Origin of the sequence: Bradyrhizobium sp. IC4060, from assembly GCF_020193715.1 — a bacterium.
GTDB lineage: Bacteria > Pseudomonadota > Alphaproteobacteria > Rhizobiales > Xanthobacteraceae > Bradyrhizobium > Bradyrhizobium yuanmingense.
This window is the reverse complement of the sequence record NZ_JADYVJ010000002.1, coordinates 328,984-353,053: the sequence shown is the minus strand read 5'-3', so window position 1 is coordinate 353,053 and position 24,070 is coordinate 328,984. Positions and strand designations below refer to the sequence as shown.

Sequence of the window (24,070 nt, the reverse complement as noted above, 5' to 3'; positions counted from 1 at the left end):
CATCACGCCCACGAGTTCCAGCCCGTCCGGCGCCCAACTCGAGGAGCGGCCAAATAGAGGTAAGCTAAATGCCCAAACCGGATGAAATTCGCCGTCCGGCAGTGTCTCTGTGCGAACGCGTGCCATCGAGGGCGCCAGCGCCGTCTTCAAGATCCAGGACATGCCCAAGCCGGTGCTCCGCACGGGGGTGGCGCCGATGTGCCTGGTGCAAGCGCTGGCGATCGGCTTCAATGTCGCAGCGGAGTGACATTTCATAGCAGGAAGAGGATCATGGCATCGCCTGACAGGACGAGGATTTTGGCTGGGCAGGTGGCCCTGGTGACCGGCGCAGGGCGAGGGCTCGGCCGCGCCTTTGCGGAAAAGCTCGCCGCGCTCGGTGCCAGCGTCGCGATACACGGCATGCGCGAGAACGGACCGGCGGAATATGGCGAGGGCACCACGCTCACTGCCGTTGCCGCGGAGATCAGCCGAGAATTCGGCGTGCGCACCCTGCGCGTGCTGGGTGATCTCACCCGCAGCGACGCAATTTCGCGGGTGATTGCCGAAACCGAGGCCGCTCTCGGGCCGATCGACATCCTTGTGCACAATGCGGGCGGCGATATCGCCGCTGCGGGTGGCAAGCCTGATCCGAACGACGCCGTGAACATCAAGGAAGCCGACATACGGGCCGTGCTGGAGCGGAACCTGCTCTCGACCATCCTGACCTGCCAGGCGGTCGCGAAGGGCATGATGGAGCGGCGGCGCGGCCGCATCGTCACGCTCGGCTCGGTCGCCGCCTTCAAGGGCCGCACCAACGGCTCGATCTATGCGGTGGCGAAGGCCGGCGTGACGCATTACACGCGTTGTCTTGCCGACCAGCTCCGTGCCTACGACATCGCCGTCAACTGCATCGCGCCCGGTGACACCCGCACCGGCCGATTTCTTGGCACCCGAGCGGTCGACCCCAACCGGATGGTCGAGACCGGGACGCTCGACCGCATCGCCACCGTCGACGAGGTCGCGCGCGTGGTCGAGTTTTTTGCAGGACCCATGGGTGCCTTCGTCTCGGGCCAGGTGTTGCGGATCGACGGCGGTGGACAGGCGTGGCCGGCGTGAGCGGCCGAAAATGTCACCATGTCGCAAGTCCGATTGTCGGGCACGATGCGTGACCCGCGGACAGGACCCTTGCGCCGATGGACCAAGGGGCAACATGCCTCCGACAGGCGCCACTCATTGCAGGCGACCTAGCAGCGCCGTTCGTCCGCGCAAGGATGAGCCGGGATGGGCGGGTTTTCTGCGGTATTTTCCGAATTTCGGCTCAATACCGTGAATTTTGGCCCGCGCGACAGCCAAAGCCTTGCGTCTCATTTCCCGGCAACGAAGTAAAAATCCTGCCGGCCCGAGACCGATCCGTAGCTGAACGGTTTTTGTGCACGATTGGTCGCCTCCATGACGTCGTCACGCACGACGTCGAACAGCCGGCGCACCTCGAGACCGGGCTTGCGCATGTTGTTGACGAACGCCGTGGCGAACGGGCTGTTCCTGCCCTCTCCGTCGAGCGCCATCTCTCCGTCCTTTGCGGCATACACCACCAGCGTGCCCGCCTCGGGCTCGATCGCCGCAAGGCCGCGCGACACCGAACGCGACGCCAGCGTCATGGTGCGCTTCATCTGGTTGGCGAAGGGATTGTCGCGGCAGGCATCGAGGACGATGAGGCGCAGCCGCTTGGCGCGTTCCGCCGCGTTCAACACCTGGTCCAGCGCCACGGCTTCGAAGCTGACGTCGCGGTCGGAGGCGATCTTCGCGTCGATCGGGATCAGGTAGTTGACGCCGCCGACCTCCATGCCGTGACCGGCGTAATACACCATCGCCCAGTCGGCGATTTCCGCCTGCCTTGCAAAGTCGCGCAGCGCCGCGGTCAACGCATCCTTGCGCAGATCGGTCAGCAGCGTGACGGATTCGAATCCGGTGAGCTTGAGCGTTTCGGCGACGAGCGCCGCATCGCGCGCCGGATTGGCGAGCGCTGCGACATTCTCATAAGCGGAGTTTCCGACCACGAGCGCGATGCGCCTGTCATTTCTGCTTGACGGTCCCGGCAGCGCGATGACCGACGTGGTGGTGGCGGGAACGGTCTTGATGGACGTATCGTCCAGCGCGGCGAGGCGTTCGCGCGCCTTGTCCATCGACCATTTCGCGCTGTCGTACTTCTGCGGAGCAGCCAGAGCTGCGTTGAAGTCGGCGCGGGCCTTTGCGACCTCGCCCAGCTTCTCGAACACCATTCCGCGGTTTACCAGCGCGCTCTGATGTTGCGGATCATTGCGCAGCGACTCATTGAAATCGGCGAGGGCTTGATCGTACCTGCCCTGAAGGAGATAGATGTCGCCGCGGTTGTTGTAGGCCAGCGTCGTCCTCGGCAAAAGCCGGATCGCCTCGCTGAAATCGGCCACGGCACGCTCGGACTGGCCGGTGTCCCGATAGGACAGTCCGCGATTGTTGAACGCATAGCCGTAGGTCGGGTCAATGCGAATGACCTCGGAGTATTCGGCGATCGCCCGGGTGTGGTTGCCCTTGCCGGCATAGAGCCGCCCTCGATTGAAGTAGGCGAACTTGAACCTCGGATTGATGCGGATCGCTGCGTTGTAATCCGAAAGCGCGCGCTCGGAATCACCTGCAGCGGCATAGGCCATGCCGCGGTCGTTCAAGGCGTTCAGATTGTTTGCATCGAGCCGGATCGACTGGGTCAGGTCGGCGATGGCCCGATCCACCTCGTTCCGGCGAAGCAGGGCGGCGCCGCGATGCTGCCAGGCAAGCGCGTATTTCGGATCGATGCGGACGGCCTCGCTGAAATCGGAGATTGCGCGATCGTAGTCGCCCTTGTCGCCATATTCGGCACCGCGATTGTCGAACGCCACGGCGTCGCGCCCGCCGCTCTTTGCGATCAGCCGCGAGCACGCGGCGATGCGGTCTTCATGGCCGCGCTGCGCGCAGATGGTCCGATCGTCTGCGGCCGCACGATCAGCGGCTGCCAGAGACGTGAAGAAAAAGAAACTGAAAACCAGTGCAATCCGATACCGCATGGTCGCCACCCTGCCTCCGAGCCGGCAGTATAGACGGGAAAGGCGGCCACGCCTGTGATGGTGATCACAGAACCGTCGGTGCCAAAGCTCGGAGCGGGGCATCAACATCACGCAGATGCGGCGGCGCGCCGCGGTCACCCCAGCCCACACTGGCCATTCGCCAATCAGCCTCGATTCCAAATGCGGGACGCAGCTCCGCGTTCTCGCGGCTGAATTCGCCCGAGCTTTGCCTTGTCACTCCACCCTCTTGAGCCAAGAGGGCGCAGGGAAGACCGGGTGCTGACATCGCACCCGCGGTCCGCTGCGCAAAACGCACACGCAGAAAACCGCACAGCAGCATACAGGTGGTGCCAATCACTCGGCCTTCCCTGCGCGATGGTCGGACGGCTTATGCCGTGCTCTCCCGGGAGCCGAGTTCCTTCTGGCCTCCCTCACCCTCGCAAAAGTCACCGGCACCGCGCCGGTTGACGCCAATGCCGCATTCGCGAGAGCTTGACCGTAGCAACGACGGCCAGGACCACACGCACGGCCCGCCATTTCGCCGCAGTTTTCCCAGCTCCGTCGACAGCGCCGGAAACTTACAGACGAGACGAAACCTAGCAGCGCCGTTCGTCCGCGCGCGGCCGCGAGCTCACCGGGGACTACCCCTCCCTGCCCGCACCCTTCGCGCCCGACGCTGCCGCGTCCACCGCAAGCCCGGCTCGCGATCAAGACGACGACGCGATCGCCCCTCAAGATGAGCCGGATGGGCAGGGTGTACGATATTTCCGAATTTCGGTAAATTGGAATATTTTGTTGGGGAGGGGTTGACAGGGTGCGAAACGGCACCCTGCGCCTCCGATGAGACTTGCTGATCTACCAGAACTCGGCTCGCGTGGACACCTTGCAGTTCATCACAGAATTAACAAGATAGCACTACCATGCGCAGGCCTTGGACATTCCAATCGTCAAACGGCGCAAGCCACTCGCTCATTGGCTTTTTACATCACGTGTCGAGCATGTCCCACTCGTCGCCGAGCACCCAGCGTAGAGCTGAAAGCTTCCCGTTGATCATCCCCCACTCGAAATCATCCCAAGGACCAAGCTCTTCTAAGCCGTACTTTTGCTCGACACGCTTTGCTGCTTTGCGAGCCCCTTCATAGACGCTCCGGTGTGTCCGCAGCCCGAATGGATCTTTTCCGCGTTCCTCACCATCCTCGATGATCACGGCTTCACCTGAAGCCACCTTCTCTAACCACACCTGATGCCGGTTGTACCAGACTTTATCGAGCAGCTTACTGACAGCTTCTTGAATTTCGGCATAGCGCCGTGGCGGGTCGAACCAGGTTTGCTCAATCATGATGTCATTGAACTCATCCGGCCTGAATTTGTTCAGTGCGTCTCCTAGCTTGGTGAAGTAGTGAGACTTGCTAGAGAAGAACTTGGCAATGTCCGGATGGGGCTTTAGCTCATCGACACCCATGTTGCTGAAGTCTTTGATGTTGTGCGTGACGAATACGAATTGGCCGCCGCGTCCCTTCTGGAGTGCCCCATATATCTCAATGAGCAGGGCGTCGTTCATGCTGTTGCGCTGGCGGTGAAATGGCGCTTTGTTCTTTATGGCCCGTTCCGCTGCCGCAAGCTTGAACTCGGATGCGGTTCTGATTTGGACCGACCGCTTGAACAGCTTTTCAATGCGCTTCACGCCTTCTGCCGCTGCATCGCGGTAGTTTATTGATTGCTGGTCTATCTCATTGAGCTGGCGAATGGCCTCAGCTTTGTCCTTTTCGTCTCCCAGCTTGGAGAGCATTTCTTTGGCGCGACGAAGAGTGCTGCCAATGCTTCGACCGCTCTCTTCGATGATCCGTTCCTTACTGCGCTCGAACTCCTCGGTAACAACGGCCGGCACAACAAGCGACAATTGCCCCATCCGGACCAACTCTTCCAAAGCCGAAAGCAACGAGCGCTGGCTATAGTCTTTAGCTAGATCGAGCCAAACGCATGTATCGATCAACAGAAAGACCTGAGGCTTCCGACGCGTCCTCGTAGCCATTTCTGCTCCTACGCTTGACCCGCGCACCATGCATTCTTGCCGACCTGCAAGACCGCCATCAAAGCTAGCGTAACGAGTGGTGCGATGACCGAGGCCGCAACGCCTATGTAAGCACCGATAGTTGCCGCTATGCTGGTTACGATAGCGAACTGCGTTGGCTTGCTTTCCTTGCCAACATATTTCCGAAGCTTTTCGTATTTTTTGTCGTCAGTGCAGATCAGCAGATGAACTTCTCGATTAACGCGCGTCCAATAGCTTGTTCGAACCGAAAGGGTGACGGACCGTCCAACTGACTTTGTCTTGGCCTTCCTCGCGCGCCTAACTCCGCCGTCAGCCTTTTTCTTTGAAGCCTTTTTTGCCTTCTTTGAGATGCCACGTCCCAGCCGTTGTCTCTCAATCATCCTGGCTACCTGCTCAGGCGACCGCTCCTTGAGCAGTCGAGGACTGACATCTTGACGCCCGAGCGCACGTGCGAGTCCATGCTCCGTCAATCGACCTTGTAATGCTAGCCCCGCCACTTTAGCCCTCCTGCTCCTGCGCCGCACAGTTCAACGAAGACGCATAGTTTGCCGAAGTTCGTAGGATGGGTAGAGCGAAGCGAAACCCATCGATACCACCCGATGTGAAGCGTGATGGGTTTCGCAAGAGCTCTACCCATCCTACGAGCTCGTTTGCTTCAATAGGCAGTGCTGGATCCACACCTCGATTTCCTGCCGCATAGTCGGGGCGCTCTAGCTTGTCAGCACGTCGTAAGGCCAGCTGTGGTGCGTGTGCAGGAACGGGCTACCGCCTTCCTTGTCCGTAAGTTTGGCGTAGATGCGAAAGCGAGTACCGACTGGGTATTTGCGTCGCATTTCTTTCGGAGATCGTATGCGAAGCGATTGGGAGAATTGCTGGCCCTTGACACAGTGCACATGAACATCACCGTGCAGTCCAGAGCCGGATTCATAGTATGACTCGACTATAAGTGTGTAGTACGGCTCGTCTGGCATTCCCATACAAACCTCCCCAGCTCGTTCAAGTCGTCTCCCCTAGCATTGCTCTTGCGACTGGGCGCTGTGGCAGACTTTGCGATTGTTTAGATTTAGTAGAGCCGCTCGGCTCGCGAGCCTTCTAAATCGAACTCCCAAACCTCGGTGTTCGGCGGGAAGAGATGGGCGTGATTTTTGATATAGTGAGCCGCTAAGCTCAGGCGTGTGCGTTGATGAAGATGCTTGAGGACAAGGAGAATTTTGCGATACCGCTCTGGTGCGGCACTGAACAGCAACATCGCTTCATTCAATCCCCTGATCTTGGCGCTAGGGGAGTTGCCGCCTGAGGTCCAAGTATACGATTTGCATTCGATCAATATCGGCGGCTCTTCGCTTCCAAAATCAAAGTTGTGATTTTTCTTTGCCTGAAATCCAACCTGGACCGGAAAGCCGCGCTTCAGCTTGATACCAGTCTTGTCGAAAAATATGTGAGCAGCAGCTTCAAAGTCCCGACCGACCTCTGTGTTGCTAGCGGCACCTATCCGTTGAAAATTGTTCATCTCCATCAAAAAACCTACGAAGGACTTCGAGTGCTTTGTGCCAATGGCGGGGAAGGTTAGCTGAGCGGCGATACCAAGCCATCACTGTCGGGAAATACCCAACGTGACTCACACGGCGCGAAAACACTCGCCGGGATTGTAGATTACCAAGGAAATCCAAAACTGGTAGCGGGGAATATTGGTAGCGGGGGAGCGCTACCGCCTACCCCCACACCGACCAAACCTACGATATCTTATCCAACCGTCCGCGTAGGACTTTTGCGGAGAGCTCCCAGCGCGGGCGTCGACGCCTCAACTGCGTCGTCACTCCGGCTCAGACCGGATGATCCGTGAATGATGGCTGAATGGGCCTGCCGCCGAATACCCGATGTCGCGGTGTCGCCTTCACACGACGCGGACGAGGTTCCGCCAACAGTGCGAGGACACCCCCAAGCCGGCTGTGCGAGGATCTCCGCCCTGGCACGCTGCGTGGCATTCATAAATGACGACGACGCTTGAAAGGCCAGTGATGTACGCCAAAACGATCGAGCAGGGCCGTTTTCCCGCGAGTAAGGCGCGCCCTCGTGCGCGAAACGTCTCGAACTCAAAATGGAGCCGTTGACCTCGCCTGAATGCCAAGGCGATCGAGCAGAAATACCGCAGATCAAGGACCCTCTATGCTGATTATCATCATGACTACCATGCTAACGTAGCCTTGCTACTTGCTTGGGGCCAACATTGTCATCGCAGGAAATTTCCTTCCAGTCGACTGCTGCAGCCGATCGGGATCTAATCTTCGCAATAATCGAGCGTCATCGCGAGCTGTTGGCGCATTACGATGCGGCCCTGTCCGTATCGGCGAAGCTCGATTCGGGACCCGAGTTTGTTGCCGCCGAGGAAATCAGCTGTCAAAGGAACCATGCTCTCGCGGAGCATGGGAACGTGCTCATCCGTTCAACCCCAACCACGATCGCGGGCGTGATTGCTCTGACGCGTTACGTCGGCAGCCTACAAGAGTGGGATCTTCCCGATGATGACGCGTGGTATCGGACTTTCTTGGAAGCGCTGGCAGACGCGATCGATGGAATCACCATGGCGCAGCGGCTTGGGCAAGATGGCAATTAAAATGGCGCTCGCTTTCATCTTCCGCGGCATACTTTTCTGGGTGGCAATCGCTGCGCTTCTCTATTTCGTGTGGAAGTTGCCCTTCTGAAGTCTGGACGATTGGGGGCTCGCCCGAGCCAGTATCGAGGCAATGAGGAGGGGCGGCTCTTGAACCACGATACTCGCCGGATCCCTGGAAGATGGATGCGAATTATGGCCTTGCCCGAAGCTGATCCTTCTTAGAATCGTCGACCACGACGCCTTTGCCACCGCTGCGCGGCAGGCGCGCCTGCTCCACTGCTGCAGAAGGGGCACCGCTTGAGAAAGATCAAGAGAACTGCGCCCAATTGAGGCAGCAATGTGCCAGGGGGCCGTGCCCATAGCCTCACGAATAGCTGCACGGTCGTTCCGCTAACAGCGCTGAAGTGCCCGAGAAAGCATCCGTTTCCTGGAAATTGGGATACTTCCGGACCTTGCGGAACAAACGACCACAGGAGCCGCTTTGGACCAGCCCCTACCGCCGGTGCTGCGACGTTCTGCACCATGGCGGCGGCTCAGTCTGTTGTCCAGTAGATAAAGACGCTGGGCAGGCCGCCGGCGAAGTGAACTTAGCTATCCGCAATCGCGCATCAATCGGACCGCTCTGCCGATCTTCACTGGCGCAGAGGCTTGCGAGACGTCATCCTGGTCTCCCAGCAAACCACAAGCCGAACATATGCTGCCGACATGGAATTACATCGCGGTCCACGCCCATGGGCGATTGAATTCTTCGAGTATCTCAATCGCCTGCTTCAGATCGTGACGCGATTGACGAACCTCCATGAGACGTGACGTGCGACGCCGTGGGCGGTCAGCGATGCTCCCGCGGATTTCATCCCGATCACCATGATCGGACATGAACCACCGCCCGCGCCTGATCGCATTGGTTTCGCCACCGGCCTAAGCGGCGAGCAAACTGGCACAGGACCAGTATATTGCAGCTTTGTCCTACTTCAGGACGAGACGATAATGTGCATGACCGTCGCCAAGAACGCCGCTCGAGAGAATGATCGTACATCTGCAACTCTCACAGCTCTCCAGCGACGTAGGGAGATTAACCCGGGCCGTCAATTAACTCACGAATTTGCCAATGGAACAGTCAGCTTGAGCTTACTACACTATGTGGAGAGTTGTCGGTTTTCCGACAGGGGCCAAATCCCGTGTCAGGTCGAGTACAGCGGGCATAGTACGCGAACTCTCGAAAAGCCCATTCGCGTTGTGGCTTGCCCAGCGCCGCCTGGCATGGTCACTGCCTAAAACGAATCGATCAAGAAGCAGAGCCACAAAGCAGCAATGCTCACGCTTTCCACCGCATCTCACCCTCGAGGACCGGTCAGCTGATTCAGCTCACTTAACCGGACATTACCCGCTATAAGCATCCGAGACATGTAGACCAGCAAATACTCTCGAACCCGTTGATATGGCACGATGACGTTCGATGACTCGCAGCAAATACCACGATTCGTTCAGTGCCTATTGTCGAGGACATGTTGGTCTTTCGATTGGCACGATGCTTGCTGAAGATCATTCGCTCCAAGGGGTGCGGGAGACCTGCCAGGGCCTGGAAAAGCGAGATCAGCGCAATGACTTTGATAGGTGGCGTCATTCCGAGCGCGGATATTGTGAAACGAGCAGCGCGCATCGGTGCCGAAGTCAAAAATATCAAGCTGTCAGGCGATCTACCGGATCACGCGATAGCTGCGATCAACAGCTTATTGCTAGAGCACAAGGTGATCTTCTTCCGCAATCAAGGACATCTCAATGACGCTGAGCAGGAGCGCTTTTCCGCTCGTCTGGGAAAGGTAGTGCCACATCCGATACTCGGCGCTACCAAGGGGGCGTCGCTCCTCGAACTGGACTCCACTCGCGGTGGCGGTCGCGCCGACGTTTGGCATGCGGATGGGACCTTTGCCGACGCCTATCCAAAGATCTTGGTCCTGCGGGCCGTGGTAATGCCAACGTTCGGAGGCGACACCGTGTGGTCTAACACAGCTGCCGCTTATCTTGGTTTGCCGTCGCCACTACAACGGCTCGCCGAGGGCCTATGGGCCGTTCACAGCAACGTTTTCGATTACGCCGGGATCGCGCGTCTCCGCGAGGTCGACAAGAAGCACTTTGAGGAGGTGTTCACCAAAGCGGTTTTTGAGACGGAGCATCCCGTCGTGCGCGTCCACCCCGAAACAGGCGAGCGGACGCTAGTGCTCGGCGCCTTGGTGAAGCAGTTTGTTGATGTCCCCAAATACGACGGACAAAAGCTGTTCGACCTATTTCAATCTCACATCACCGCGCCCGAAAACACTGTGCGCTGGAACTGGTTAGAGGGGGATATTGCGATATGGGATAACCGCGCAACGCAGCATTACGCCGTCAACGATTACGGGGACCAGCATCGCGTCGTACGTCGGGCCACGATCGAGGGTGAGGTGCCTGTCAGCGTCGATGGCCGGAGCAGTGTAACGCGCCTGAAGGTGACCGAATGACTGCACGACGACGCGCAGCGCTCTCGGGCTGAAATCGAGAAAACCTGGCAATCTGACTTCTTTAAGGCAAACGCGAAAACACACTCTCCAACGCGATATCTCAGCTCTTAGCGCCAACGCGGCAGCGGCTAGCTTGATGCACGCAAACCATTTAGCGTCGACCGACGGCTTCGAGGAAACTTGAGCATCACTGTCCTTCGCCAGCGGTTTCCCGTTTCAGCTTAGAAAATCCTCGATCAGTGGCCATAAAGCGCGCCAACATAGGGGCGATGAGTTTAGTCGGATCGACCACTTGACCACCCTGGCGAGTAAGGGCTTCTGCATATGCAATGAGATCACGATGCACCGCCGCAGGCAGCTCCACACTTACTTTGACCGGCTTGTCGTCTGGAAGCTCTCCTATTTTTAGTTTTGGCATGTTGTCACCCTCTATACGGTGTAAGTATCAGGTCATGATTGACAAGAACACGTATTGGGAAGCCAGGTCGCACGGTTAGAGTGGGCTGAAGGCTGAGGCTGCGGCGAACCACCTGCTGCCCCGTCTGGTTTAGTGAGTCCGAGGCGCCGTGTCGCAATGCCTGGATGATTGCACTGTCGTTGCTATTGGAGTCCGAGCCGGCGCCCAATTCGGTCCCAATCGCCAGAAGCGTCGATAGTGCCGCAGCATTGAACAACTCGCCCCAGTGATTGTCGACCTGACCTTCGAGACCTGCGTATCCGGCAGTGTCAGCGCCAGACTGCCGCTCGAGAACGATCGACCGTCCATTCGGCATGATCAGCCGTGTCCAGACGAGCAGGACGCGGGACTGGCCGAAAGTGACCTGGCTATCGTATACCCCGATCAGGCGCGCGCCCTGCGGTACCAACAAGAACCGACCGGTGGGCGTATCGTATACGTTTTCCGTCACCTGCGCGGTGATTTGGCCTGGAAGATCTGATCTAATCCCTGTGATCAGCGCTCCCGGAATGACCGTCCCGGCCTGCACGATGTATGAGGCAGGCCTGGTGACGCGGTCAGCGCTGACCGTACGGCGATCCACGGAGGCGTTCACGAAGGCAAGCTTTCGGTCCTGACCGCTTTGTGCAGATGCGTCATCCCCGGTCCCCGTTGGATTCGATGGCACGACGCGATCGCTTCCAACAAGCGCCGCGGTGGGCGGACGTACTTCACGTCCGTTCGTCGAAGCGAATAGATGACTGATGCGGGCTGCCTCGGTCTCTTGATCCCGGCGCTGCTGGTCCGGATGAGCGCCAATCGCCGGCGACTGGCCTTGAGCGGCAAGGATCGGTCGACCGAGGTCCCCGGGGAGCGGCGGACCAAGCTGCGGGATTGGCTGGCGCGGAACGCCAGCATAATCCTTCGGCAGGGTCGTAATACCGTCGGCAACATTGTGATGGTCTGTGCTATAAAGCTCCTCCGCCGCCTGATTTCGGGAGCGATTATGCTGCAGCGACCACAGCACAGCCCCACCGATGACAAGCAGGACGACCGCGCTCCCGCCGGCCAAGAGCTTCCGCGACAACCGCGTCACGCGCGGATGCTCTGCTCTCAAGCGGAAGCTTTCCGACCGCTCCACTTGTGTCTCCGTTGGAACTGTTTTCTCGTGATCATTTCCATTGCGGGTGTTCATGACGACGGCCTCCCGTCGGTCCGGACAATACGGACCTTCTGCTGGTGCTCACCGCCGAGCCGGAGTTCGGCGGCTGCAAACAGCCGATCGACGATCAATACGTTACCGTAGGCGCGATAATTGACGAGCTCGGTCTTGCCCTCCGGGCCGATGACAAAGAGCGGTGGCATCTCGCCCTGCACGATGCCTTGCGGGAATTCGACATAGACCTTGCGGCCATCGTCATATGCGGCGATCGGCCGCCAGGGTGGACTGTCCCCTTCGATGACATAGCGGGAGATGCGCCGCGCCGGCTCCGGAAGAACGGGTTTCAGAGCAACTGAACGCGACTGCTCGCGCACTGCTTCCGGATAGTACCAGGCAACGGATGGCATATATGGCCGCTCGCGGGAGCGCAGTTCGATCAGGTAGGTCCGCCGATCGGTATTGACGACCAGGTTAGTCTCGATCGAAGCTCGGGTTGGCTTGACGAGGATATGGACGCGCCGTGTGTCGCCGCTCCCGCTCTCGGTATCGCCCACGACCCAGCGTACGGTATCTCCGGCCGCGATCGGCCCTGATCCCGTCAACTGTTCTCCCTCCTCTAGCGCGATATCCGTGATCTGCCCCGGTGCGGCGTAAATTTGATAAAGCGCCCCGGGACTGTAGGCGTAGATTTGCGCCGCGTTGAAATACCCCCGCTTGCGCGGTTCAACACGGGCCGCACTGTTTGCCATCTCAACCCGGCTCACCGGCTCTATGTTTTCCTTCCCTCCTGACTTACCGCCGAAAGCTGGCTTCCAGAGGGGTGGAACGTGAAGCGGTCTCGGTTTGTCGTCGAGAGCCACCGGTGGTGCCGGCAGCGGAGGAACTTCAGCGTCATAGCTGATCTCCGGCGGAATGTAGGTCGCGCATCCACCAAGCATCGACGAACAAAGCAGGAGAGCGTGGAAACTTGCTCGCTTCGCGAACACGAACTTGGGCCGAGTCGAATTGAGCCCGCTTTGCGCACCTGGATGCTTCGAATGAACGTCAGACGGCGTCTTGGTCACTGACTCAACTCCTTTGACCAGTTGATGGCGCGGACGTAGACGCCAAGGGGATTCTTGCGCAGGCGTTCGGCATCGCGCGGCGACTCGATTGCGATCGTGAGAATTGCTGACCAGCGTTCGGTCGAACTCAGCGAACCGTTGTCGTAACTGCGTTCAGTCCATGCGACCCGAAAGCTCTCCGAAGACGCGCGAATGACGCTCGAGACGTCTACGGAGATTTGAGCCTTGCCCAGTTTGGCAAAGGGGTCATTGTTGCGTGCATAATCGTTGAGCGCAGCCGCGCCACGATCCGTCGTAAAATCATAGGCCCGGAGCCAATTCTGGCGCAGAACGATACCGTCGGCCGGCAAGCCTCTGACATCCTCGATGAACCGCGCCAGATGGTAGGCGATCTGAGCGTCAGTAGGTTGATAGTCGATGTTGGCCGGCGCAACCCTTTGGGCTTGGCCGAGATGATCGACTTCTACTACCCAAGGCGTGATCGATCCCTGTCTCGATTGCCAGACAAGGCTGCCAGCGAGACCGGCTGAAAGCATCAGGCAGCCGAACGCCATTAGGCGCCAGTTCTTGGCCTGCACGCGGGCAGATCCAATGCGTTCGTCCCAAACCTGCGCTGCCTTTTGGTACGGCGTAATCGGCTCGGGCATGCGCCCGTAGTGAACTGATGGTCGTTTGAACATCGCTGGTTGCCCCCTGATATCGAGTGATTGGTTTCAAGTCTTGCGATAGAAGGTTTGAGGCGCTGCTGTGCGGCGGAGGTGCAGTGGTGCGTCTCAGCGTTCTCCTTCGGACAAATCGACGGAGGAGCCGCTGCCACCATGATCGCCGGAGCGGACGGCGTGGCCAGCGGCGGAGGCACCATGCCGAATCATCTGAACACGTTTCATGCGGCGAGCCCAATCAGGCTGCCCTTCGGCCGGAGCGCTCGCGCTCTGGTCGCCCGCTTGGCTACCTCCGAAGGCAGCCGCTGCTCGACGCAATGGACTCGTCGCAGCCGAAGCGCCAGCCTCCGCGACGCCGGCAAGGCCGCCGCTTCGATAGGCGGCTGTTGCTCCGGTTATGACAGCGCCGCCACCGCGCGCGGCGCCTGCAACCGCACCGCCAGCGAGACCGGCACCGCCAGCAGCAAGTCCCGCACCTGCCGCAACAATGCCGCCAGCAGCAAGGCCTGTTCCAATCGCGGCGCCGGCGCCGAGTTGAGGTCCGCCCGACACTAGGCCGTTTGCGATACCCGGACCGAAGATGCCGAGGCCCAGCAAGGAAAGCGCCGCGAGCACCAGCGTCATTGCGTCTTCGATGGTCGGCTGTGCACCGCCGAAACCTGCGGTGAACTGCGAGAACAGGGTGGAGCCGATGCCGACGATGACGGCCAGGACCAGGATCTTGATGCCGGAAGATATGACGTTGCCCAGAACGCGCTCCGCCGCGAAAGCGGTCTTGCCAAACAAGCCAAAGGGAATGAGCACGAAGCCGGCCAGTGTCGTGAGCTTGAACTCGATCAGGGTGACGAAGAGCTGGATCGCCAGAATGAAGAAGGCGAGCAGCACCACGACCCATGCGAACAGGAGAACGACGATCTGGACGAAATTCTCGAAAAAGCTGATGTAGCCCATCAGGTTGGAGATCGACTCGAGGAGCGGCCGACCGGCATCGAGACCGACTTGAGCGATCTTGCCCGGTCGCAGGAAATCCCCCGCCGCCAGGCTTGTGCCGGACGCTTTCAACCCAAGGCCCGCAAAGCTTTCGAAGACGATGCGCGCCAGGCTGTTCCAATTGCTGATCAGGTAGGCAAAGACGCCGACAAAGAGCGTCTTCTTGACGAGGCGTGCGATGATGTCCTCGTCCGGCCCCCAGCTCCAGAACAACGCGGCAAGCGTGATGTCGATCGCGGCAAGCGTAGTTGCGAGATATCCCACGTCGCCACCCAGCAGCCCGAAGCCGTTGTCGATATAACGCGTGAACGTTTCCAGGAATTGGTCAATGATCCCCGTACCAGTCATGGCTTGATCGCCTCAGGGGCCGCCAGGTTCGGATATCCGTGCGGGATCCGGCTTTGATCCTTTGGAGCGAGCGCCACGCCGGCGGCGGAATCGTCGCGGCCTGGAACTGCGCCACCGTCTTTCTTGCCAAAGAAGCGACGGCGGTTTTCGGCCCAAACCTGCTTGCAACGCTCATAACCCGCTGGGTGGTCCGCAGTGACGTTGCGGCAGCGCGCGAGGTCTGAGCTGGTTGCGTCTGCCGTCTGCTCCGCCTTCGGCGGCGGAGGAGAACGATCTCCGCCACGAAGTTGAATCGTGCAAGCAGCGACGGCCACTACGCCGATTGTCGTAAGCAGCGACAATGCCTTGAATGCCCGGATGTCGGTCATCAGTGGAACATCTGCACGTTGAATGATTGATAGCCCTGCCCCGCCGTCAGGAAGCGCCGAAGCTGTTCTCGTCCCTGATCCTGGGCCGAGGCGCGCTGAGCCGCTTCAAGGCTTTGCGCTCGCCCCTGCGCCGTCATGACGGCTGTGAGGTCGGCGAGCTGCTGCGCGTTCAGCGCGAGAATCTGATTGCCCGCCTGCGTTGCCTGCAGCGCACCGCTCGCGCCTTGGCTTGAGGTTACGAGCGCGGACGTCTGGATACGGTTGGTGTCGAGGTTGCCAACGATGCCAGCCTGGACACGAAGCGCATCTTGCGTTGCCGCATAAGTGTTTTGCCACCGCGATTGAGCGTTGGTGACCAGCAACTGGCTGGATTGGTTGCCAGTGGCCGGCGCGTAGCTCGTCGAAAACGCGCGATCGATCTGTTGGACGTCGTAGGCGATACGCTGGGCCTGGGCCAGCAATTGTTGAGTACGCTGGATCGAGGATTGCAGTTGCTGCAGAGATGAGTACGGCAGGTTTGCCAGATTCTTCGCCTGGTTGTTGAGCATCTGCGCCTCGTTCTGCAACGAGGTGATCTGATTGTTGATCTGCTGGAGTTCCCGCGCAGCCGTCAAGACATTCTGGACGTAGTTGTTGGGATCAAAGACGATCCACTGGGCTCGCGCGGGCGCTGTGATGCCCAGGATCAGCGCGACCGTGCCAGCGGCCGCCAACAGGCCAAGACGCCTCATAGTGATTTCTCCAGATTGACGAGATTGGGGAGCAGGTCGAGGGTCCAGGCCAAACCGCGGTGCTGGAGCCAGGCCGGTACGAAGCCGTCAGGTCCATGTTCGGCCAGGAGCTGCGTGATGGCAGCCTGGTCGGTCTTGGCAGAGGCCGCAGTGAATGCGAGCGCAATCTCACCAAGGTCAAGTTCGAACATCCGGTTGCCGCGACGGGACTGGCAGTAGTAGTCGCGCTTGGGCGTTGCCCGGCTCAGTAGCTCAATCTGCCGGTCGTTGAGGCCGAAGCGTCTGTAGATGGCTGCGATCTGGGGTTCGATCGCCCTCTCGTTCGGCAGCAACAGCCGCGTTGGACAGCTTTCGATGATAGCAGGCGCGATTGCAGAGCCATCGATGTCCGAGAGCGACTGGGTCGCGAAGATGACGGAGGCGTTTTTCTTCCGAAGGGTCTTCAGCCACTCCCGGAGCTGTCCGGAAAAATCATCGTCGTCGAGGGCAAGCCACCCCTCATCGACAATAAGAAGAGTCGGCCGGCCGTCCAGATGGTCTCCAATCCGATGAAAGAGATAGGCCAACACGGCAGGTGCCGCGCTCGTTCCAATCAACCCTTCGGTCTCAAACGCCTGGACGGAGGCCTCGCCAAGGCGCTCAAATTCGGCATCGAGCAGGCGCCCGGAAGGACCGCCGAGGCAATATGGTTGCAAGGCGCGTTTCAGAGAGTTCGATTGGAGCAGGACTGACAGGCCCGTCAGGGTACGCTCCACCCTCGGCGCCGAAGCGAGAGATGTTAGCGCCGACCACAGATGAGCCTTGACCTCCGGGGTGATCTCGACCTTTTCCCGGGCGAGGATCGCGCCGATCCATTCGGTCGCCCATCCGCGCTCGGCGGGATCGTCAATCCACGCCAACGGCTGGAGGGCGACTGGCTTTTCGCTCTCGTCGGACAGTGCGCCGCCGAGATCGTGCCAATCACCACCCATCGCGAGCGCGGCCGCCCGGATCGAACCACCGAAGTCGAACGCAAAGACCTGAGAGTTCGGATAACGCCTGAACTGCAACGCCATCAGAGCGAGCAGCACCGACTTGCCAGCGCCTGTCGGTCCTACCAGGAGGGTATGCCCGACGTCGCCGACATGGAGCGAAAACCGGAACGGGGTTGATCCCTCAGTCTTGCCGAACAGAAGCGGCGGACCTTTGAAATGCAGATCCCCCGCTTCGCCCGCCCACACGGCCGACATCGGAATCATATGGGCGAGATTGAGGGTGGACACCGGTGGTTGCCGCACATTCGCATAGACATGCCCTGGCAGACTGCCGAGCCAGGCTTCGACGGCGTTCACCGTCTCAATCATGCAGGTGAAATCGCGGCCTTGAATGACCTTCTCGACCAGGCGGAGCTTTTCATCGGCAGCATTGGGATCCTGGTCCCAGACCGTAATGGTCGCCGTGACAAAGGCTTGTCCGATCTGATCGGACCCCAGTTCCTGTAACGCCGCGTCGGCATCAAGCGCCTTGTTGTGGGCGTCGGTATCGAGCAGCGTCGAAGCCTCGTTTGTCATGACTTCCTTGAGAACGGCACCAATCGATTTTCGCTTGGCGAACCACTGGCGGCGGATCCTGGTCAACAGCTTGGTGGCGTCGGTCTTGTCGAGCATGATCGCGCGGGTCGACCACCGATATGAAAACCGCAGGCGATTCAGGTCGTCCAGAATTCCCGGGGTCGTCGCCCCAGGAAAGCCCACGATCGTCAGAACCCTCAAGTTGGCTGAGCCCAACATCGGCTCGAGCCCGCCAGTCAGCGGTTGGTCGGCCAACAGCGCATCGATGTACATGGGGATTTCAGGAACCCGAACGCGATGACGCTTGGTCGAGATCGTCGAGTGCAGATAGGTCAGCGTGTCCTGATCATCGAGCCAGGCGCATTCCGGCATGAACCCTTCGACGAGTTGAAGCACGCGGTTGGTTTGGTCGATAAATCCGCGAAGAACCTCGCGCGCGTCTGCTCCAACGGTGCGATCCCGGCCCTCATAGAGAAGTCGTTCTGCCTTGGCAGCCCCCTCCTCCGGTGGCAAATAGAGGAAGGTCAGGAAATAACTCGACTCATAGTGGGTGCCAGCCTCTTCAAACTGAGCTCTGCGCTCCGCGTCGACCAACGCGGATGCGACATCCGGAAAGGTGCTCGGAGGATAGGCTCCTGCAAAATGGCGCTGCGCCTCAACGAACACGGCCCAGCCGGATCCCAGCCGGCGGAGGGCATTGTTCAGACGGCCGGCGACCGCGACAAGTTCAGCCGGCACTGCGCTATCGAGGTCAGGCCCCCGGAACTTCGCCGTCCGCTGGAACGAGCCGTCCTTGTTCAGGATGATTCCCTCGTCGACCAGGGCTGCCCAGGGCAGGAAGTCGGCGAGCCGCGCATTGGAATGGCGATATTCGGCAAGGTTCATCATGACCGAGAGCTCAGGTGTTGAGATGACCGGGGATGCGCAGATGTCGGCGCACCACATCGACAAAAGCGGGGTCGCGCTTGGCGGCCCAGACAGCGGCCATGTGGCCGATGAACCAGAGAACAAGACCCGCGATCCAGAGCCGAAGTCCGAGCCCTAAGGCTGCCGCAAGCGTGCCGTTGACGATTGCGACCGAGCGTGGCGCACCGCCCATCAGGATGGGCTCGGTGAGTGCGCGATGAACAGGCACAACAAAGCCTGTGACAGGTTCATCCATCAGATCACCACGCCACCGCCGAAGGAGAAGAACGACAGGAAGAAGCTTGAGGCCGCAAACGCGATCGACAGACCGAACACGATCTGGATCAGTCTGCGGAAACCGCCCGAGGAATCCCCGAATGCGAGCGTTAGGCCGGTCACGACGATGATGATGACCGCGATGATCTTTGCGACCGGCCCCTCCACAGACTGCAAGATCTGATTGAGCGGCTGCTCCCACGGCATGTTCGAGCCAGCCGCCCATGCCGGCCCCGCTCCCAAAACAACGATGCCGAACAGTCCCGGCGATGCACCTCGAAGAAAGCGAAATTGCTGACGCATGTCAGTCTCCTGCTGTTGAAAGGCTGTAGTCGCCGGTAGCACCCAGCCCTGAGACGGCCGCGAGCTCAGCGAGGCGGCGGTCAGCGCCGCGTCCCACCAGCACGGCGACGAGGTCGATGGTCTCGGCGATCAGGGCGCGCGGAACCGTGATGACAGCTTCCTGGATGAGCTGCTCGAGCCGGCGCAGCGCGCCGAGCGCAGTCCCAGCATGGATGGTACCGATGCCGCCGGGATGACCGGTGCCCCAGGCCTTGAGGAGGTCGAGTGCTTCGGCACCTCGGACTTCGCCGATCGGGATGCGGTCAGGCCGCAGTCGGAGGGACGAGCGGACAAGATCCGACAGCGTCGCCACACCGTCCTTGGTCCGGAGCGCAACGAGATTGGGCGCCCTGCACTGCAGCTCGCGGGTGTCCTCGATCAGCACGACCCGATCGGAGGTCTTCGCCACCTCGTCCAGGAGTGCATTTGTCAATGTTGTCTTGCCGGTCGATGTCCCACCGGCGACGAGGATGTTCTTCCGTGCTCCGACCGCGTTCTTCAGGATCCTGGCCTGCTCTGAGGTCATGATCTTCTTGGCGGCGTACTCGTCTAGCGTAAACACGGCGACAGCGGGTTTGCGGATAGCAAAGGCCGGTGCTGCAACGACCGGAGGCAAGAGACCTTCGAAGCGCTCGCCTGTCCCAGGCAGTTCGGCCGAAACCCGTGGCGCGCCGGCGTGCACTTCGGCGCCCACATGATGCGCAACCAGACGAACGATCCGTTCGCCATCCGCGGCCGACAGGATTTCGCCAGTGTCGATCAGGCCGGTCGACAACCGGTCGATCCACAGCCGCCCATCGGGATTGAGCATCACCTCGATGATCGCTTCGTCTTCGAGGTAGCCGGCAATCGCGGAGCCGAGCGCGCTGCGCAGCATTCGCGCACCGCGCGAACTCGCTTCCGATTGAATGGAATGGATTACCACTATTCGCTCCCACCGAATGAGGACGTCCAACGAGCGTCCTCATGTGGGGATGATTAGAAAAGGCACCGACGGACTTGGCGCAACAAGCGAGTTCGGTGATCGTAGACTGGCGTAGAAAAAGAAAGACTGAAAACTGGTATTTGACGGCTACTCAGTCGCATTGGCTCAGCGCGAGCTGCTGTTCACCACTCCGCATCGTCATCAGCAGGCAGGAGGACGACCGAATCCTCATACAGGCCAACTGACTCAACAGCGTCGGAGATATTAGCAGGCATGAAGAAAGAAATTGAACTCATCCATGAGGCGACGGATCGGCGCCAAGGCAGCACGAACCAGGTCAAGGCCGCGATCTGCAGTGCGACGTTGAGGCCGAACGCGACTTGATAGGCCTGGACCGGCCGATGACCATCGATCGCGATCCATTGCTCAAGGATCAGGCCTGTCACGTATTGCGCCAGGAACGCCCAAGCAAAGTGCAAGACGTTTAGGGCGCCGTTGGCACGACCGGCAAGCTCCGGCGGAAAGTAATCTGCTATTACCGCGAAGCTGACCACCGTTGCCGTTCCGGCAATTGCGACAACGGACCAGGGCAAGATGGACGGCAGAGGCACTCGCAGGATCAAAGCTAGCTCGGCTGAGACAAACAGCACCGCAACCGTCGCTAATACCGTCTCCGCCCCGATGCCCCTTCGTTTGACGTAATGGACGGTCATCCCGAACAACAAGGCGCCGCAGCTCAAAACGATCGACATTATGAACAGCTGTCTTACGAGACTTGCGCGATCAAGCCCCTCCACGTCGGTCAGCCATGGTGATGCCCACAGTCCTTGCAGAGACCAAGCTGATCCAATGCAAGTCGCCGAAAATGGGGCCACTCGCCAGAAGCGACGATCGGCAAAAACGGAGCCAAGGGTGGCGCGCGTTGTTGATGGCACAATGCCTCGTTCGGGCACCACGACATAGATGAGAATGGCCGTCGCACCGGTGGCGGCCGCCAGAATATCAAAGAGCTGCCGCCACCCCATCCAAGCGAGTAGGTGTTCGACGGGAGCCGTAGCAGTCACCGCTCCAAGTGATCCCAGCATGATCATGCAGCCGTTTAGCAAGGCAACTCGTTCCTTAGGAAACCAAAGGACGATGGACTTCAGCCCTGCCGTCAGCGCCGCGGCCACGCCAAGCCCGATCATTGCACGCGCGATCAAAAGAGACAGGAAGCCGGTTGATACTGCGAACAATCCGGCGCCCGTGGCCGCGAGCAAGAGCAGAACACTCTGGACGCGACGCGGACCAAAGCGGTCCAACAAGATGCCGACGGGTATCTGAGCCGCCGCAAAAACAAGGAAATAGACCGACGTAAGCAACCCGAGATCGGCAGTCCCAAGCCCAGCATCCGAGCTGAGATGACTGGCGATCAAAGCGTTGATCGTTCGAAACAGATACGAAAAATAGTATCCAACCGCAAACGGGAGAAATACGCGCGCGGTGAGACGCCATGCCCCTGAAACTTGCATGATGGCCCTTCTTGCTCCTCAGCTCATTGGAGCCGATAGCGCGTCCAGCTTTTTGTGGGCTTGGCCAAATTGCTGCGAACGTAGGCTAGCGTAGAAAAAAGAAGGACCGGCGAAATGGTCTGCCTACATGATTCAATCAGGTTTCTTCGACCGGTTCCTGACGGCGGATATCTTCCGGAATCTCGCGGAGAAAGCTTTGCCCCTTTTGCAAGCGGCGCCCGAGCGCCTGGACAAATCCTTCGAAGCGCTCCCGGCCTTTTGCTTGCGCGGCCGCCTGCGCGTCATTGGGCAGTGGCGGCGTGATCGTCAGCCAGAACCGTATGAAGAGCGCCAAGCTTTCGGCCGTCAAACCTACGTCGCGCTCCAACCTCTGCATCTGACGCGACAGCCGATCGAGGCGCCGGGTGAACGCCGCCTCCCGCCTATCCGCTCCGTCGGGTGAAAGAAAGGAGGCGACCGCAGCTTCCACGATCGCAGACCGGGAAAGCTTCTTGCGATCGGCGAGCTCCGAGATCTGTTTCAGCAGCTCTGGCGGGAAATAGACATTCATCCGGTCGCGCATATTACCTCAGAGCTCCATACCGTCGTTCGGGTCCAAGGCGACTTGACGGGCAACACCGCGCATCTGTTGGCGTATGAGCCGGGACTGGCGGACCGCATCTTCGTCGTCGTCAAGCACGGCGGCAAATTCCTCTGTCGGCGTTGGTTCGGTCGTCTCCTTGGCGATCGCGACGTGATCGGGGAGTTCCGGCTCACGACGGAGCCCGCTATTCGCGGTGTCTTCCTCGGCCTCCGCGGCTCTGTCAGTTGGAACTGCCCTCGGCTTCAACGGTCCGAGCGCTGACCATCCGTCCGTTCGCGATGACCGGCCGGCGTTCGCCGGATCGGGCGGTGACAAAACCCGCTCGGTGAACCGGCGATCTTCGTAGTAGCGGACCTTCTTCGCCCGGATCGGCGGCGTGCCCGCCACCATGACGATCTCGTTCATCGGCGGAAGCTGCATGACTTCGCCAGGGGTCAGCAGCGGCCTTGCCGTCTCCTGGCGGGAGACCATCAGGTGCCCCAGCCACGGGTTCAATCTATGACCGGCATAGTTCTTCATCGCGCGCATCTCGGTCGCCGTGCCCAACGCGTCGGACACCCGCTTGGCGGTCCGCTCGTCATTTGTCGCGAAGCTGACTCGGACATGGCAGTTATCGAGGATCGCGTTGTTAGGCCCGTAGGCCTTTTCGATCTGATTGAGCGACTGCGCGATCAAGAAGCTCTTGATGCCGTAGCCGGCCATGAAGGCGAGCGCGGACTCAAAGAAATCAAGCCGCCCCAGCGTCGGGAACTCGTCAAGCATCATCAGGACTCGATGCCGGCGGTCACTGGCGTGCAGATCCTCGGTCAAGCGCCGGCCGATCTGATTCAGCACAAGCCGGATCAGCGGCTTGGTCCGTGAGATATCGGAGGGCGGCACCACGAGATAAAGCGTCGTAGGGTGGCTGTCTGCGATCAGATCGGCTATCCGCCAGTCACAGCAGCAGGTCACCTGGGCCACGACGGGGTCGCGGTACAGCCCCAGGAACGACATTGCGGTAGACAGGACGCCGGAGCGTTCATTCTCGGATTTGTTGAGGAGTTCCCGCGCGGTTGAGGCAACCACAGGATGGGCACCCTGCTCGCCAAGGTGCGCAGTGGTCATCATTGCCTTCAGCGTCGCCTCGATGGGCCGCTTCGGATCGGACAGGAACGCCGCGACGCCGGCCAAGGTCTTGTCCGCCTCGGCATAGAGAACATGGAGTATGGCGCCGACCAGAAGCGAATGACTGGTCTTCTCCCAATGGTTCCGCTTGTCGAGCGAGCCTTCGGGGTCGACCAGGACGTCGGCGACATTCTGGACGTCGCGGACCTCCCACTCCCCGCGCCGGACCTCCAGCAGCGGGTTGTAAGCTGAAGACTTTGGGTTGGTTGGATCGAACAACAGGACGCGGCCGTGCCGCGAGCGGAAACCCGCGGTCAGCTGCCAGTTTTCGCCCTTGATGTCATGCACGATGGCGGAGCCTGGCCAAGCCAGCAGGGACGGGACGACAAGACCGACGCCTTTGCCGGACCGGGTTGGTGCAAAACACAACACGTGCTCCGGCCCGTCATGGCGGAGGTAGTCGCAATCGAGCTTGCCCAGCACCACGCCATCCGGACCAAGAAGTCCGGCCGCTCGGACCTCTTCCGCACCAGCCCAACGCGCTGAACCATAGGTCTCGACATTCTTGGCTTCACGCGCGCGCCACACCGACATGCCGATCGCTACCGCGATCGAAACGACGGTCCCTGATGCTGCGATGAAGGCGCCCTCGACAAAGACCTGTGGCGCGTAGGCATCGTAGACGAACCACCACCAGAAGAAGATCGGCGGATAGTAGATCTTGAAGCCGAACAGCTCGAACCAAGGCCGCCCAAGCTCCGGTTGATAGGCGAGCCGCCAGGCCGTCCACTCGGTTGCTCCCCAGATGGCCAGCAGAACGATCAGGCCGACAACGATCACCTGCCCCCAGAGGATTTTGGTTCCGGACATCCCGAACGCCCTTCCGCAACT

Annotated in this window: 23 protein-coding genes; 5 read left to right on the top strand and 18 right to left on the bottom strand. The window is 60.0% G+C overall.

The window, feature by feature from the left end:
* Nucleotides 1-109: 109 nt before the first annotated feature.
* Both I6F16_RS08495 and I6F16_RS08490 read left to right on the top strand, forming a co-directional pair.
* On the top strand, nt 110-247 hold the full coding sequence (locus tag I6F16_RS08495) for a hypothetical protein (RefSeq protein ID WP_225112045.1): 138 nt from the start codon (nt 110-112) through the stop codon (nt 245-247).
* 23 nt (nt 248-270) lie between these two features.
* Nucleotides 271-1,095, top strand: a complete 825-nt coding sequence (locus I6F16_RS08490) for an SDR family NAD(P)-dependent oxidoreductase (protein ID WP_109144841.1) — start codon at nt 271-273, stop codon at nt 1,093-1,095.
* A 248-nt stretch (nt 1,096-1,343) separates the two neighbouring features.
* Here the strand turns inward: I6F16_RS08490 and I6F16_RS08485 are convergent, their stop codons facing one another.
* The 4 genes from I6F16_RS08485 to I6F16_RS08470 all read right to left on the bottom strand — a co-directional run bounded on the left by I6F16_RS08485 (nt 1,344) and on the right by I6F16_RS08470 (nt 6,625).
* Nucleotides 1,344-3,056, bottom strand: a complete 1,713-nt coding sequence (locus I6F16_RS08485) for a tetratricopeptide repeat protein (protein ID WP_225173596.1) — start codon at nt 3,054-3,056, stop codon at nt 1,344-1,346.
* Nucleotides 3,057-4,041: 985 nt separating this feature from the next.
* A complete protein-coding gene (locus tag I6F16_RS08480; protein WP_225173595.1) occupies nt 4,042-5,088 on the bottom strand; it encodes a PIN domain-containing protein in 1,047 nt (348 codons plus the stop codon).
* Between the two features lie 8 nt (nt 5,089-5,096).
* Nucleotides 5,097-5,489 carry a hypothetical protein gene (locus tag I6F16_RS08475; RefSeq protein WP_225173594.1) on the bottom strand — a complete coding sequence of 131 codons (393 nt, stop codon included), beginning with the start codon at nt 5,487-5,489 and terminating at the stop codon, nt 5,097-5,099.
* Between the two features lie 683 nt (nt 5,490-6,172).
* On the bottom strand, nt 6,173-6,625 hold the full coding sequence (locus I6F16_RS08470; protein ID WP_225173593.1) for a hypothetical protein: 453 nt from the start codon (nt 6,623-6,625) through the stop codon (nt 6,173-6,175).
* 711 nt (nt 6,626-7,336) lie between these two features.
* On the opposite strand from I6F16_RS08470, the gene I6F16_RS08465 reads away from it, so the two are divergent.
* The 3 genes from I6F16_RS08465 (at nt 7,337) to I6F16_RS08455 (ending at nt 10,221) form a co-directional block, all read left to right on the top strand.
* Nucleotides 7,337-7,723 (top strand): hypothetical protein, encoded by a 387-nt coding sequence (locus I6F16_RS08465; RefSeq protein ID WP_225173592.1) that lies wholly within the window; start codon nt 7,337-7,339, stop codon nt 7,721-7,723.
* Between the two features lie 607 nt (nt 7,724-8,330).
* The gene (locus I6F16_RS08460) at nt 8,331-8,504 is read left to right on the top strand and encodes an FMN-binding negative transcriptional regulator (protein ID WP_225173723.1); all 174 of its coding nucleotides are present in this window, start codon (nt 8,331-8,333) and stop codon (nt 8,502-8,504) included.
* A gap of 811 nt (nt 8,505-9,315) precedes the next feature.
* Nucleotides 9,316-10,221, top strand: coding sequence for a TauD/TfdA family dioxygenase (locus tag I6F16_RS08455; protein WP_346656602.1), 906 nt, complete (start codon nt 9,316-9,318; stop codon nt 10,219-10,221).
* 187 nt (nt 10,222-10,408) lie between these two features.
* Here the strand turns inward: I6F16_RS08455 and I6F16_RS08450 are convergent, their stop codons facing one another.
* From I6F16_RS08450 to I6F16_RS08385, 14 genes are all read right to left on the bottom strand, one after another.
* Complete coding sequence (locus I6F16_RS08450) at nt 10,409-10,639, bottom strand: DUF2274 domain-containing protein (RefSeq protein WP_036006848.1); 231 nt, start codon at nt 10,637-10,639, stop codon at nt 10,409-10,411.
* 4 nt (nt 10,640-10,643) lie between these two features.
* The gene (locus I6F16_RS08445) at nt 10,644-11,852 is read right to left on the bottom strand and encodes a TrbI/VirB10 family protein (protein WP_225173591.1); all 1,209 of its coding nucleotides are present in this window, start codon (nt 11,850-11,852) and stop codon (nt 10,644-10,646) included.
* Nucleotides 11,849-12,883 (bottom strand): P-type conjugative transfer protein TrbG, encoded by a 1,035-nt coding sequence (gene trbG / locus I6F16_RS08440; RefSeq protein WP_225123874.1) that lies wholly within the window; start codon nt 12,881-12,883, stop codon nt 11,849-11,851. Before trbG ends, I6F16_RS08445 begins: the two co-directional genes overlap by 4 nt.
* Entirely contained in the window at nt 12,880-13,563 is a 684-nt protein-coding gene (trbF, locus tag I6F16_RS08435; RefSeq protein WP_225173590.1) for a conjugal transfer protein TrbF, read from the bottom strand. The genes trbG and trbF overlap by 4 nt, the downstream gene beginning before the upstream one ends.
* Before the next feature lie 93 nt (nt 13,564-13,656).
* Nucleotides 13,657-14,883, bottom strand: a complete 1,227-nt coding sequence (trbL, locus tag I6F16_RS08430) for a P-type conjugative transfer protein TrbL (RefSeq protein ID WP_225123872.1) — start codon at nt 14,881-14,883, stop codon at nt 13,657-13,659.
* Nucleotides 14,880-15,251: a putative entry exclusion protein TrbK-alt gene (gene trbK-alt / locus I6F16_RS08425; protein ID WP_225173589.1), complete on the bottom strand. Its 372-nt coding sequence runs from the start codon at nt 15,249-15,251 to the stop codon at nt 14,880-14,882. The genes trbL and trbK-alt overlap by 4 nt, the downstream gene beginning before the upstream one ends.
* On the bottom strand, nt 15,251-15,982 hold the full coding sequence (gene trbJ / locus I6F16_RS08420; RefSeq protein ID WP_225123871.1) for a P-type conjugative transfer protein TrbJ: 732 nt from the start codon (nt 15,980-15,982) through the stop codon (nt 15,251-15,253). Before trbJ ends, trbK-alt begins: the two co-directional genes overlap by 1 nt.
* A complete protein-coding gene (trbE, locus tag I6F16_RS08415; protein ID WP_225173588.1) occupies nt 15,979-18,420 on the bottom strand; it encodes a conjugal transfer protein TrbE in 2,442 nt (813 codons plus the stop codon). The genes trbJ and trbE overlap by 4 nt, the downstream gene beginning before the upstream one ends.
* A gap of 10 nt (nt 18,421-18,430) precedes the next feature.
* Nucleotides 18,431-18,694 (bottom strand): VirB3 family type IV secretion system protein, encoded by a 264-nt coding sequence (locus tag I6F16_RS08410; protein ID WP_092295110.1) that lies wholly within the window; start codon nt 18,692-18,694, stop codon nt 18,431-18,433.
* On the bottom strand, nt 18,694-19,017 hold the full coding sequence (locus I6F16_RS08405) for a TrbC/VirB2 family protein (protein ID WP_225173587.1): 324 nt from the start codon (nt 19,015-19,017) through the stop codon (nt 18,694-18,696). The genes I6F16_RS08410 and I6F16_RS08405 overlap by 1 nt, the downstream gene beginning before the upstream one ends.
* A 1-nt stretch (nt 19,018) precedes the next feature.
* A complete protein-coding gene (trbB, locus tag I6F16_RS08400) occupies nt 19,019-19,933 on the bottom strand; it encodes a P-type conjugative transfer ATPase TrbB (RefSeq protein ID WP_225123868.1) in 915 nt (304 codons plus the stop codon).
* 230 nt (nt 19,934-20,163) lie between these two features.
* On the bottom strand, nt 20,164-21,492 hold the full coding sequence (locus I6F16_RS08395) for an MFS transporter (protein WP_225173586.1): 1,329 nt from the start codon (nt 21,490-21,492) through the stop codon (nt 20,164-20,166).
* Nucleotides 21,493-21,628: 136 nt separating this feature from the next.
* Nucleotides 21,629-22,054 (bottom strand): CopG family transcriptional regulator, encoded by a 426-nt coding sequence (locus I6F16_RS08390; protein ID WP_225123866.1) that lies wholly within the window; start codon nt 22,052-22,054, stop codon nt 21,629-21,631.
* A gap of 6 nt (nt 22,055-22,060) precedes the next feature.
* Nucleotides 22,061-24,049, bottom strand: coding sequence for a conjugal transfer protein TraG (locus tag I6F16_RS08385; protein WP_225173585.1), 1,989 nt, complete (start codon nt 24,047-24,049; stop codon nt 22,061-22,063).
* Nucleotides 24,050-24,070 lie beyond the last annotated feature (21 nt).